General features: G+C 46.7%; 9 protein-coding genes. 5 read left to right on the forward strand and 4 right to left on the reverse strand.

Annotation, left to right across the window (positions count from 1 at the left end; all coding sequences use genetic code 11):
- Positions 1-96: 96 nt before the first annotated feature.
- The 4 genes from HA49_RS01585 (at position 97) to HA49_RS01600 (ending at position 5152) form a co-directional block, all read left to right on the forward strand.
- On the forward strand, positions 97-2220 hold the full coding sequence (locus tag HA49_RS01585; RefSeq protein WP_169748761.1) for a fimbria/pilus outer membrane usher protein: 2124 nt from the start codon (positions 97-99) through the stop codon (positions 2218-2220).
- Positions 2211-3167: a Csu type fimbrial protein gene (locus HA49_RS01590; RefSeq protein WP_038019789.1), complete on the forward strand. Its 957-nt coding sequence runs from the start codon at positions 2211-2213 to the stop codon at positions 3165-3167. Before HA49_RS01585 ends, HA49_RS01590 begins: the two co-directional genes overlap by 10 nt.
- A gap of 284 nt (positions 3168-3451) precedes the next feature.
- Positions 3452-3736 carry a hypothetical protein gene (locus tag HA49_RS01595; RefSeq protein WP_038019792.1) on the forward strand — a complete coding sequence of 95 codons (285 nt, stop codon included), beginning with the start codon at positions 3452-3454 and terminating at the stop codon, positions 3734-3736.
- Between the two features lie 264 nt (positions 3737-4000).
- Positions 4001-5152 (forward strand): MFS transporter, encoded by a 1152-nt coding sequence (locus tag HA49_RS01600; protein WP_038020368.1) that lies wholly within the window; start codon positions 4001-4003, stop codon positions 5150-5152.
- Positions 5153-5217: 65 nt separating this feature from the next.
- Here HA49_RS01600 and pflA read toward each other — a convergent pair whose 3' ends face one another.
- The 4 genes from pflA to ycaO form a co-directional block, all read right to left on the reverse strand.
- Complete coding sequence (gene pflA, locus HA49_RS01605) at positions 5218-5958, reverse strand: pyruvate formate lyase 1-activating protein (protein ID WP_038019795.1); 741 nt, start codon at positions 5956-5958, stop codon at positions 5218-5220.
- Between the two features lie 140 nt (positions 5959-6098).
- A complete protein-coding gene (pflB, locus tag HA49_RS01610; RefSeq protein WP_038019798.1) occupies positions 6099-8381 on the reverse strand; it encodes a formate C-acetyltransferase in 2283 nt (760 codons plus the stop codon).
- 90 nt (positions 8382-8471) lie between these two features.
- Positions 8472-9332, reverse strand: coding sequence for a formate transporter FocA (gene focA, locus HA49_RS01615; protein ID WP_038019800.1), 861 nt, complete (start codon positions 9330-9332; stop codon positions 8472-8474).
- A 324-nt stretch (positions 9333-9656) separates the two neighbouring features.
- Positions 9657-11429, reverse strand: a complete 1773-nt coding sequence (ycaO, locus tag HA49_RS01620) for a 30S ribosomal protein S12 methylthiotransferase accessory factor YcaO (RefSeq protein ID WP_038019803.1) — start codon at positions 11427-11429, stop codon at positions 9657-9659.
- 298 nt (positions 11430-11727) lie between these two features.
- Between ycaO and serC the strand changes: the two genes are divergently transcribed.
- A complete protein-coding gene (serC, locus tag HA49_RS01625) occupies positions 11728-12813 on the forward strand; it encodes a 3-phosphoserine/phosphohydroxythreonine transaminase (RefSeq protein ID WP_038019806.1) in 1086 nt (361 codons plus the stop codon).
- Positions 12814-12869 lie beyond the last annotated feature (56 nt).

Below are 12869 nucleotides of genomic sequence, written 5' to 3' on the forward strand. Positions count from 1 at the left end.
TCCGCTGTTAATGGATTGTTTCAGGTTAGGAAAAGGGAACAACACTTCATTATCTCAAGGGAGGATGCCAGCAAACTGCATCTTAATTTGCAGAGGATGGAAAGTGGCAAAGAAAATATTGATTTCAGCTCACAACCAGGGCTGACAGTTAATTATGATCCTCTGAAACAAGTTCTGGATATTCAGGCAGATAAACGCTGGTTGGGTGGGGACCAACAACTGAAGAGTTCTCGCCATAGCGGATTCACTTCGGCCAGCCAGTTATCTCCGGCGGTTCATGGAATAGCACTAAATTATGATCTCTATGCCAGTCATCAACTCAACGATGAGGCGGTGACGGCTTATACAGAGCTGCGTTCCTTTGGAATTGGTCCGAGTAATTTCAGCAGTTCATTTAATAGTCGTGCAGAACAATTGCGTGGACAGTCAGATAACAGTACCCAAAGGCTGATGACGTCCTGGAGCTATCAAAACCCGGACAAACTGATGAGTCTCACATTGGGTGACAGCTACACCGGTGCTCAGTCCTGGACGAATAGTGTCCGTTTTGCAGGATTAAGTTTGTCTCATAATTACTCGCTGCAGCCTGACTTTAATACTTCGTCTCAGGATATTCTTTCAGATACCGCAGCGTTGCCTTCAACCGTAGATCTCTATGTGCAGGGGATAAAACAGTCATCACAACGTGTTACACCTGGTCAGTTTACCCTCAATACGTCGCCATTTTTCACCGGGAGCAGCACTGCGCAGGTAGTGATCACCGATATCAATGGTCAACAGCGGGTGATAAACCTGAATCTGTATGGTTCGAACCAGTTGTTATCGCGTGGGTTAGATACCTGGAGCCTTAATGCCGGATGGGTACGTGAAAATTATAGTTACCGGTCGTTCAGTTATGACCCAGATTTTATGTTGGTGGGTAACTGGCGTTCCGGTGTATCTGACCGTTTTACCTTTGAAGGACATACAGAACAGAGCCAACCGTTACAGGATGCCGGGGCTGGCTTTAATTATCTGCTTTCACCTGAGATAGGTATTTTACACAGTGATGTTTCGGTCAGTCGTCATGAATCTGAGACCGGGAAACAGTGGGGAATTGGGTGGCAGTGGGTTAATCAACGTTTTAATGCCTCGGCGACTGAGACCCGACGCGATAGTCAGTTTCGCGATATGTCGGTACTATCAGAAGGCACACTGGCAACCCGCTCCGATAATGCTTTTGTCAGCTGGTCGTTCGACAATATTGGTACGGTCGGAATGAGCTGGATAAATCTCCAGTATCCGGGAACTCACCAGCAGTATGCCGGGCTGTCGTGGTTTAGGACTTTCACACACCGGATTAATATTTCGACCAGTATAACTCAGTCGTTGTCTGAGAGCCGTGATAAAACAGTCTATATCAATCTGACCTTGCCATTGTCGGATCGACAATACATTGCTGTGCAACATTCTCAGCAAAGTGGAACGGTTTACAACCAGCTTAGTTGGTCCCGTGAAATTGACTCTAATAAGCCAGACTGGGGTGCTAATTTATCGATTCAGAACGGTACAAATCCGAATAAGCACGCGGACTACCGCCAACGTACCCGCTGGAGTGATCTGGAGCTGGGATACAATCAGTATAATCATCAGGACAGCTATTATGCTTCAATGTCGGGGGCTCTTGGCTTTTTTATGGGGCATCTGTATGCAACACGTGAACTGGGCGATGCCTTTGCCATCGTAGATACTGCGGGAGTACCGGATATTCCGGTCTATTTACAACATCGCCCGGCAGGTAAAACAGATGGCAGCGGGACGTTGTTCATCAATAATCTTGACCCTTACTTCCGTAACAACATTTCCATTGATGTGTTGTCATTGCCTGAAGACTATCGCGCTTTATATACCGAGCAACAGGTGATTCCTAAGAGCGGAGGCGGGGCAGTCGCGGCTTTTTCTATTTACCGTACCCATGCTTTGATGATCACCGGCAAACTGGACAATGGCAGCGTGTTGCCATTTGCCGCTGATGTTGTGGTCGTTGATGCCGGAGGAAATAATGTTACTAAAGGCACAACACATACAGTTGTTGGGTATGAAGGAAATATCTATCTGGAAGATCCACCTGCGGGAGGTGAGATCATTGTTCACGGACCACAAGGAGATTGCCGGATAGCATTGCCGGCAAAACTTCCGGCAGAAAAACAGGTGATTCAAATGGAGTCGGTATGTCATTAGTCAGAGTCAGTTTGCTAATCATCGCTGCCACGGTGGGATTTTGTTTTTCCGGCTCTGCATCAGCCGCTCCTACCTGCTGGAATGGCAGTGGTACCACGTTTAGTTTTGGGACCGTCACTGCAGGTCAGGCTGCCACTACCTCAGGCCAGGTCGTCTTTACCTGCAATAATTACGACACCAGGACGGAATATATTCGGGCCTGTCTGTTTCTGCAGGATAATGCGCCATTACAGATGAACCCAAACGGGGTCAGTGGTTATCCGCTGTATTTTAATGTTTATCCTTCAACGGATCCTTCCAATTCTTTAGGGGCGAACAATGGGGGGTATGCAGAAATTGATTATCAGCTGGCAAGTGGGCAATCACTTGAGCAATACTTTAGTCTGGTTGCTAAGGTTGTGTCAGGGCAGAGTAAACTCACTGCACTGGATTATTATAATTACGGATTTTGGTCAAATATCAAATACAGCTATGCCTCAAGCGCCAGTCAGCTGCCTTCCTGTGCATCCATGGCTCAGACCAGCATGGTGCAGGTTCAACTGGCCGCTAACGCAGTGGTGAAAAATGGTTGTCAGATTAATGATGTCAGTGATTTAGATTTTGGACAGCAAAGTCCCGCGGTTTCTTCATCTTTGTCAGCCACATCATCATCCACAGTGACTGTCACTTGCCCGGTAAATACTGCATTCTCGGTGGGATTAGGGACAGGTTTGCACAGCCAGCAGTCAGTCCGTCATATGTGCAACAGCAATGATAATCAGTGTGTGGCTTATCAGTTGTATCAGGATGCGGCTCATAGCACGGTCTGGGATAATAACAATACTGAGTCATTTCGTTCCGCCACCGGTAGCAGCCAAAGCCTGACTGTCTATGGGGTTGTTCCGACTCAGACATGGCCAACTCCGGGTGACTATAGCGATACAGTTACTGTGACACTTAACTATTAAGCTACCTTTCCCGACTGCACGGTTTTTGAGTCGCTGTGCAGTCTTACTTCTGTATTTGTTTTAACCTCTCGTAAAGCTACCCGCTATTTTTTAATCATCATAAAATCATAACTTTCTATTATTATGATTTTAATCATTAAAATTTATAGTTTTGTTTGAATTCATCTTATGCCTCTTGTATATCTAAATATGTAGGCAGCACAGATTGCCACATTTTTTATGTTTATTGGGGATAGAAGGCGGAAAGCATAAGCCTTATGCAGTAACTGCAAGGGGGAAGGTGTATGCGATATCCTGGGAACGTTCAGTTAGTTATTGTTCTGTCGTTTTTTTTAGCAACAGCAGGCGCGGGATTGTTTACCCCGGCCTCGGCGGCGATTATTGAAGCAGCTGTCAATGTTCATTTGCGCGTCGTTAAACGTTGTGCCATGTCAGTAGTATCTTCCACGACGAATCCACAGGTGGATGTTCGCTGTAGCCGGCCAGTGGCTTATCAGGTCAGAATTCACCAACAACAGCCCTCATCGGTCAGTGAGTCAGATTATGGGAGGGTGGTGATAACTTATTGAAATTATATTTAAATATCAGGGTTTCTCTAAGAATGGACCCGTATAAAATTCTCCGCCCGGAACTGTAGGTTCCGGAGTATCGCTTATGCCTGTTTTATATTTAAAATACTAATTTAATATTCATTTAAATACTGCCGTATATTACATTTCTGTGCTTATTTCTCAGGTTGGCAGCAAAAAATGCTCTGGCGTTTTTTGTTAATTGACTTTAATTTTGTTGGTGCCATTATTCGCCACAATTATTATTGTTCTGTGGTTATGGCTATGTCTGCATGGTCCCGTCCTGTCTTGCTTTTGCTTTCCGGCTTACTTTTATTAACTATCGCCGTAGCGGTTTTAAATACACTGGTGCCGCTATGGTTGTCTCATGATCAATTCGCTACCTGGCAGGTGGGTGTGGTGAGTTCTGCCTATTTCACCGGCAACCTGCTGGGAACGGTGATCGCCGGAAGAGTTATCCGGAAACTGGGTTTTAATCGCAGCTATTATGTTGCCACCATCGTGTTTGCCATAGCGACCTGCGCTCTGTTAGCTACCGGAGGTTTTACCGGATGGACACTATGGCGTTTTCTGGCCGGCATTGGATGTGCTCTGATTTGGGTGGTGGTGGAAAGTGCCTTACTTTGTTCAGGTACATTAAGTAACCGTGGCCGGCTACTGGCTGCTTATATGATCGTTTATTACGGCGCTACGGTTCTCGGGCAATTGCTGGTAAGTTTTTTCCCGGACGATGTCGGTTATATGATCCCAATGCTGGTCATGTTTATCATGGTGGCATTATTGCCGTTGTTCTTTGCCCGCATCAGTACTCCACAAATTGCTGAAGAAAACGGTACTCCAAAAATTCGCACTATGTTTACCCGAAGCTCATCGCGTCTGGGTATTAATGGCTGTATTTTGTCTGGTATCGTGCTGGGCTCATTGTATGGCTTATTGCCGTTGTACTTGTCACACCGTGGGATGAGTGACGCGAACGTGGGCTACTGGATGGCGTTGCTGGTTAGTGCTGCAATTCTCGGTCAGTGGCCGGTAGGAAGGCTGGCGGACCGTTTTGGCCGGTTGACAGTGCTACGGGTGCAGGTTTTTATGGTGATCCTTGGTGCTGTTGCCATGTTATCTCAACTAGCCATGGTTCCAGCGTTGTTTGTTCTCGGCTGCTCCTGTTTTACCCTCTATCCGGTAGCAATGTCATGGGCATGTGAGCGGGTGGCGCACCATGAGTTGATTGCAATGAATCAGGCATTATTGCTGAGTTATACAGTGGGCAGCCTGATTGGCCCGGGCATGATTTCACTGTTGATGGAACATTATTCAGACAATGTTTTATTTACCATGATTGCTGCGGTTTCATTTGTTTATTTACTGATGTTGTTGCGCAAAGCTAATCATCAGACAACTCCTGTGGCCCATGCCTGATATCTGGAAATGAGTTCAGTAATGATAAAAGGGCCCACAAGCCCTTTTTCTTTCCGGAAATAAACCTAGTAGATGACTTTATGCCCGTAACCGGCAAGAATGGTTTTGATCCGCTCCATCGTTTCCCTGGAAGGGGGGTTTACTCCTTCCAGTTGGTACTCTTCACCCATAGTGGTCCATTTATGTTTACCAAGCTCATGGTAAGGAAGTAACTCTATTTTCTCGATGTTTTCCATTGGCGCAGTGAACTGTCCCAGAAGATGAGCTGATTCATCATCATCGCTATAACCAGGCACAACCACGTACCTTATCCAGGTCCGTTTACTAATTTTGTGTAAATGTTCCGCAAATTCCAGCATCCTGTGATTAGGCACGCCGGTGAGTTTCTGATGAACTTCATCGTTGATTTGCTTCAGGTCGAGCATGACCAGGTCTGTGACATCTAACAGTTCAGTTATCACCTGATCATAACGTCTGACAAAGCCGTTAGTGTCCAGACAAGTATCGATACCTGCTTGCTTACAAGCCCTGAACCAGTCACGAACAAATTCTGCCTGAAGAATCGCCTCTCCGCCGGATGCAGTAACCCCTCCGCCGGAGGCTGAAATATAGTGGCGGTAGGCCAGCAAATCCTGCATCAGCTCCTCAACGGTGACATCTTTACCACCGTGAAGGTCCCACGTGTCCCGGTTATGGCAATACAGACAGCGCAGCAGACAGCCCTGAAAAAAGACAATAAAGCGAATTCCAGGACCGTCAACGGTGCCACAGGATTCAACGGAATGGATATGACCAGTGACTGACATGCGATGGTTCCTCCGGGGTAGGCTGCGGAAGAAACCGCAGGCCAGGATTGGCAGGTATCATTATATTGCTGTTGACTAAGGCCATGGTCATTAAGACCAGAAAGGCTCCCGCCGGGAGCCTTTTACCTGAGCCGACAACCTTAGATTGATTGAGTAAAGGTACGGGTAATCACATCCTGCTGTTGTTCTTTGGTCAGAGAGTTGAATCTGACCGCATAACCTGAAACACGAATGGTTAACTGTGGATATTTTTCCGGGTTATCCATGGCTTCAAGCAGCATTTCGCGGTTCATGACATTAACATTCAGATGTTGCCCGCCCTCTATATTTGCTTCGTGATGGAAATAACCATCCATCAGGCCCGCCAGGTTGGCTTTACGTACATCGTCATCTTTGCCAAGCGCGTTAGGTACAATCGAGAAAGTATAAGAGATACCATCTTTTGCGTAAGCAAAGGGCAGTTTCGCCACCGAGGTCAGCGAGGCAACTGCACCTTTTTGGTCACGGCCATGCATTGGGTTTGCGCCCGGACCGAACGGTGCTCCGGCACGACGTCCATCCGGGGTATTGCCGGTTTTTTTACCGTAAACCACGTTAGAAGTAATGGTCAATACTGACTGAGTAGGTACGGCATTACGGTATGTTTTCAGTTTCTGAATTTTTTTCATAAACCGCTCAACCAGATCACATGCCAGTTCATCAACACGCGAATCATTATTACCAAATTGTGGATATTCTCCTTCAATTTCGAAATCAATCGCCAGACCATTTTCGTCCCGGATCGGTTTAACTTTGGCATATTTAATGGCCGACAGTGAATCCGCTGCCACAGAGAGTCCGGCGATACCACATGCCATGGTCCGGTAAACATCACGGTCATGTAATGCCATCAGAGCAGCTTCATAACTGTATTTGTCATGCATATAATGGATGACATTCAGTGCGGTGACATACTGAGTCGCCAGCCAGTCCATAAAGTGATCCATCCGGGCCATCACTTTATCGAAGTCCAGGACTTCATCGGTCATAGGCGCTTCTTTAGGGCCTACCTGGATTTTAAGTTTCTCATCCATCCCACCATTAATGGCATACAACATAGTTTTTGCCAGGTTAGCACGGGCACCGAAGAACTGCATCTGTTTGCCGACGACCATTGGGCTGACACAACAGGCAATCGCATAGTCATCACTGTTGAAGTCAGGGCGCATCAGATCATCATTTTCATACTGGATAGATGAAGTATCGATGGAGACTTTTGCCGCAAATTTTTTGAAGTTAATGGGTAATTGTTCAGACCACAAAATGGTCATATTAGGTTCCGGTGATGGACCCATAGTGTAAAGAGTGTTCAGAAAGCGGAAAGTACTTTTAGTGACCAGAGTCCGTCCATCCAGACTCATACCGGCCAGAGATTCAGTTGCCCAGATAGGGTCTCCTGAGAACAGCTCATCATACTCAGGAGTACGCAGGAAACGGACCATACGAAGTTTCATTACCAGATGGTCAATCAGTTCCTGGGCTTCGTTTTCACTGATTTTGCCTGCCTGCAAATCACGTTCGATATAGATATCAAGGAAGGTGGATACCCGTCCGAAAGACATTGCCGCACCATTTTGTGATTTTACGGCTGCCAGATAACCAAAATAAGTCCATTGCACGGCTTCACGTGCATCAGTCGCTGGCAAAGAAATATCACAACCGTAGCGGCTGGCCATTTCTTTCATATCTTTAAGTGCCTGGTACTGATCGGCAATTTCTTCACGCAGACGAATGGTTTCTTCCAGACCGTTGCCGTTTTCCAGGTCACTTTGCAGTGATCCGAACTGTGCCAGTTTGTCTTTCATTAAAGCATCAATACCGTAAAGCGCGACACGGCGATAATCACCGATAATACGGCCACGACCATAGGCATCAGGTAATCCTGTCAGAATGCCTGATTTACGGCAACGCATGATATCCGGGGTATAGACATCAAACACCCCCTGGTTATGTGTTTTACGGTATTCAGTAAAGATTTTTTTGAGTGACGGGTCCAGCTCACGGCCATATACCTGACAGGAACCTTCAACCATGCGGATACCGCCGTAGGGGATAAGCGCACGTTTCAGCGGAGCATCGGTTTGCAGACCGACAATTTTCTCAAGAGATTTATTAATATATCCGGCATCGTGTGAAGTAATTGTTGAAGCCAGGTCAGTATCAAAATCTACCGGGGCATGGGTCCGGTTCTCAATTTTGATGCCCTCCATCACTTTGTCCCACAGTACAGTTGTTGCTTCTGTTGCTGTACTCAGGAAGGCTTCATCGCCCTGGTAAGGCGTATAGTTTTTCTGAATGAAATCGCGTACGTTAACGCTGCTCTGCCATTCACCGGCAGTAAACCCCTGCCAGGCCTGGTTCATTTTTTCATTAAGTTCAGTCATGATATACCTGCCTTGTTAAGTTGAATTCAGCATACAACCGACAATATTTCGTCAGTCTGTACAAAATCAGTTCAGTGCAGTTTCGATAAATTAATCTTCACTATTACCGTTCCGTAAGTAAATAATCCAGTAAGTCAGTCCCACTAACAAACCGCCACCGATAATATTGCCCAGAGTGACAGGAATAAGATTATTGGTAATAAACTGCCAGGGTGTCAGGGAAATAAACTGCTCTGCCGAAGCACCGCTTAGTTGCCAGAAATCGTGAGTGGCGAAGTATTTGATCACAATACCCATTGGGATCATGAACATGTTTGCGATACTATGTTCAAATCCGCTTGATACAAACATTGTCACCGGCAAAATCATCGCCAAAGTTTTGTCTGTCAGTGAGTGCCCGGAGTAACTCATCCAAACCGCCAGACAGACCAGCAGATTCGCCAGGACCCCAAGGGCCACAGCTTCAGTAAACGTGTGATGCATTTTATGGTCAGCAGTCTGCAGTACATTCAGACCCCATGCTCCGTTGCCCGTCATATGTTCTCCCGAGAGCCAAATCAGACCGACAAAAAACAGTGCACCACATAAATTCCCAAGGTAGACAATTATCCAGTGGCGGGTGAGTTGCCCCCAGCTAATACGCCCGCTGGCTTTAGCCACCACAATCAACACAGTGGAGGTGAATAAATCAGCACCACATATCACGACAAGAATCAGACCCAGTGAGAAGCAAAAACCCCCAATCAGTCTGGAAATACCAAACGGTAATGAGCCAGTGCCTGTAGTGGCAGTGATATAGAACGTGAAGGCGATTGAGATGAAAACACCGGCAGTTACGGCTAAAAAAAAGGTGGTGAGTGGCGATTTTGACGCTTTATACACCCCGGCATCTTCAGCAACTTTCGCCATAGCAGCGGGCATTAACAAATCAAAAGGATTGTCAGTTTTCACACCAGACCCTCAGGTTTTTCTCTGAATACAGAGTACCAAATGGCAATACGCCCTAAGTTGACCTGGATCAGTTTTAACTGTGAGCAAGGAGGGGAATGAAGCAAGTTTTTATGATTTTTTACATTAACTAATTGATATTTAAGGTTAAAATAATTTTTAATATCTGCTTTATTTTTTGATTGAAAACAGAGTAACCCACAGGTTAATCATAACCATGGAAAGTGACATTTCAGTGAAAAGGTGCGGTGCCAGTCCGGTGGGATTTCAGACAAAAAAAACGCCGGAAACCCGGCGTCCTGCAATTATCATTTTCTCAACAACAGGTTACTGTACGCTCTGGCTCGACCAGAACTGACGTTTCGCTACCTGAAGTTTCTCGTAAGCTGCCAGCAGTGACTGATGGGCAGGGAAAGCAGTAAGTTCAAGGTCAACCTGGTGCAATCCGTAGAAGGGTTCCTCTCCACTGATGGCTGCAGAAGCTGCCTGAACAGCGTCACTGCCATACATACGGTTGAATGCATTCAGGTATTCCGCCGGAGTACGTTCTTCTTCCAGGGCCAACAATAGTAGGGTTTGCAGACAACGATAATAATTTGCCCGTTCCGCACTGAATACTGAACTGTTAAACTCGATGGTCCATTCGGTCCAAATCAGTGCCTGTTCCGTATCTCCCCCCGCCAGTGCCAGCATGGCTTTTAATTCACCCACCCGCAGCGTGGACCAGCCATTATCTTTCCCCGTAGCCAGACCCAGCAACTCACGGACACGGGTAAAGTCATCCAGACCTTCATCGTCCATCTGAGAGATGAGGTCAAGATAATCCTGAGCCTCCCATTCACTCCCCGGCAGACTGAGCAAAGTTTCGCGGAAACCAGCACCCATATTATTGTTAGCAAGCAACAGATCTTCTGCCGGATAAATATCAGACATTCCCGGAACAATAATCCGACAGGCATAAACACCCAGATGCTCATAGTCGGCGATATAAACTTCTTTATTTTCGGCACGGAAAATGTTCATCAGCGTCGAAAATTCCTCGTCTGTGGTTCCGGAAAACGACCAGTCTGCAAACGGATAGTCAGGAGTATCTTTAAACATATCCCATGAAATCAGGCCACTGGAGTCAATAAAATGGGTTTCCAGGTTAGTGTGTTCTGCCACTTCTTCGTCATCAAATGTTGGCGGAGTAAATACATCCAAATCTTTCAGACTACGCCCTTGCAGTAACTCAGTGACGGTACGTTCCAGAGCAACGCCAAAATCAGGATGTGCACCAAAAGAAGCAAAACAGGTGCCGTTTGATGGGTTAAACAGCACCACACAGATGACCGGATACCGACCGCCTAACGATGCATCATATGCAAGAATTGGAAACCCTTCGGCTTCCAGTTGGTTAATAGCTGCAACCACGCCGGGATAGCGCGCCATGACTGCATCAGGTATCGCTGGCAGGCTGATGGATTCGGCAATAATCCGGTTTTTAATATAACGTTCAAAAACTTCGGACAGACCCTGTACCCGGGCCTCACTGGCAGTATTCCCGGCAGACATCCCATTGGAAACATAAAGGTTGCCAATAATGTTCATCGGAATATAGACCTGCTGATCGTCAGACTGACGGGTAAATGGCAACGCGCAGATCCCGCGATCATCATTACCGGACTGCAGATCAATCAGCAGGCTGGCACCCAGTACATTCTCTGGGTCATAGAAACGGCGCAATTCAGGATCGAGCAATCCTTCCGGCAAATCATCATCTTCGGTCAACGGAAACCATTTTTCATTCGGATAATGGACAAAGTCTCCGGAAGAAATACGGTTACCCAGCCAGAAGTCTGCAAAGAAATAGTTAGTGGATAAACGTTCAAAATACTCCCCTAACGCAGAGGCCAGTGCGGCTTTTTGGGTGGCTCCTTTGCCGTTAGTGAAGCACAGGGGACAGTCGCGATCACGGATATGTACCGACCAGACATTAGGTACCGGATTTAGCCATGAGGCCTCTTCAATATTAAAGCCTAAGGCCTGAAGTTTAGTCTGAAACCGTGAAATCGAATCTTCTAAAGCGGCATCTTTGCCTGGAATAAATGTTTGCGTCATAGCGCCGCGTTCTCCCGGGGAGTGATAAACAGAGGATTTGCTGAGCATGATACGGATTTTATCGGTTTACTGCTATCGGGCAGAGTGAAAATTACCTCTGACGTCCGTAGGATTCCTGAGGGAAACTGACCGGGAACATCAGTGTTCTGAAGTATAAATAAACAGGAAGAGTCAGGGGATTAGCCACAGATGAATAAAAATGTCATTGCGGGGAGATTAGTTATTGCAGCTGTTTTCCTGCAGTGATACAACCGATAGAGATCCGATAATCCTTTCGATGTAATCATGGTGAGTATAAATGACGCAGGTGTATAATTTTAGTTCTGGTCCGGCAATGTTGCCAACAGAAGTTCTTCGTCGTGCGCAACAGGAACTGGTCAACTGGCAGGGACTGGGTACCTCCGTAATGGAGATAAGCCATCGTAGTAAAGAATTTATTCAGGTTGCTGAAACCGCTGAGCAGGATTTCCGCGATCTGTTAAAAATCCCGTCAAACTATAAAGTTCTGTTCTGTCATGGTGGAGGGCGTGGACAGTTCGCTGCGGTACCAGGAAATTTGCTGGGCAACGCCAGTCACGCGGATTATGTTGATGGTGGTTACTGGGCACACAGCGCCGTAAAAGAAGCTGAAAAATACTGCACACCGAATGTCATTGATATCAAGGTCAACGAAGAAGGTAAAACTGCCCTGTTGCCAATGAGTCAATGGCAGCTTAATGATAATGCTGCTTACGTCCATTATTGCCCGAATGAAACTATCGACGGAACAGCTATTGATGAACAACCCGATTTTGGTGACAAGATTGTGGTTGCCGACTTCTCTTCTACCATCCTGTCACAGCCTATTGATGTCAGCCGCTACGGTGTGATTTATGCCGGAGCGCAAAAAAATATTGGTCCGGCAGGTCTGACCCTGGTCATTGTCCGTGAAGATCTGTTGGGTAAAGCGCGTAAAGAACTGCCTTCAATTCTGGATTACACTGTACTGGCCGAAAACAATTCGATGTTCAATACACCGCCGACATTTGCCTGGTATTTGTCCGGGTTGGTATTCAGCTGGCTGAAAGAGCAGGGCGGTGTGGCCGCGATGGACAAATTGAATCAGCAGAAAGCTGATCTGTTGTACGGTACCATTGATCGCAGCGACTTCTACCGTAATAATGTGGCTGCCAGAAGCCGCTCACGGATGAATGTCCCTTTCCAGTTGGCAGATTCTGCACTGGATAAAGTGTTTCTGGAGGAGTCTCTCAGCCAGGGCCTGCATGCACTGAAGGGACATCGTGTTGTTGGTGGAATGCGTGCTTCAATCTACAATGCAATGCCTCTGGCTGGTGTGACTGCACTGACCGAATTTATGCAGGACTTTGAACGCCGCCACGGCTAAATCTGCAGGAGTTGCAGGTTTTTCAAATTACCCCGTCACTGACGGGGTTTTCATCT

Source organism: Tatumella morbirosei, assembly GCF_000757425.2.
In the GTDB taxonomy this organism is placed as follows: Bacteria; Pseudomonadota; Gammaproteobacteria; order Enterobacterales; family Enterobacteriaceae; genus Tatumella; species Tatumella morbirosei.

Coding starts and splice junctions, on each gene's coding strand:
- HA49_RS01585 (WP_169748761.1), top strand. CDS start 97: ATGGAAAGTGGCAAAGAAAATATTGATTTCAGCTCACAACCAGGGCTG.
- HA49_RS01590 (WP_038019789.1), top strand. CDS start 2,211: ATGTCATTAGTCAGAGTCAGTTTGCTAATCATCGCTGCCACGGTGGGA.
- HA49_RS01595 (WP_038019792.1), top strand. CDS start 3,452: ATGCGATATCCTGGGAACGTTCAGTTAGTTATTGTTCTGTCGTTTTTT.
- HA49_RS01600 (WP_038020368.1), top strand. CDS start 4,001: ATGTCTGCATGGTCCCGTCCTGTCTTGCTTTTGCTTTCCGGCTTACTT.
- pflA (WP_038019795.1), bottom strand. CDS start 5,958: ATGTCAGTCACTGGTCATATCCATTCCGTTGAATCCTGTGGCACCGTT.
- pflB (WP_038019798.1), bottom strand. CDS start 8,381: ATGACTGAACTTAATGAAAAAATGAACCAGGCCTGGCAGGGGTTTACT.
- ycaO (WP_038019803.1), bottom strand. CDS start 11,429: ATGACGCAAACATTTATTCCAGGCAAAGATGCCGCTTTAGAAGATTCG.
- serC (WP_038019806.1), top strand. CDS start 11,728: ATGACGCAGGTGTATAATTTTAGTTCTGGTCCGGCAATGTTGCCAACA.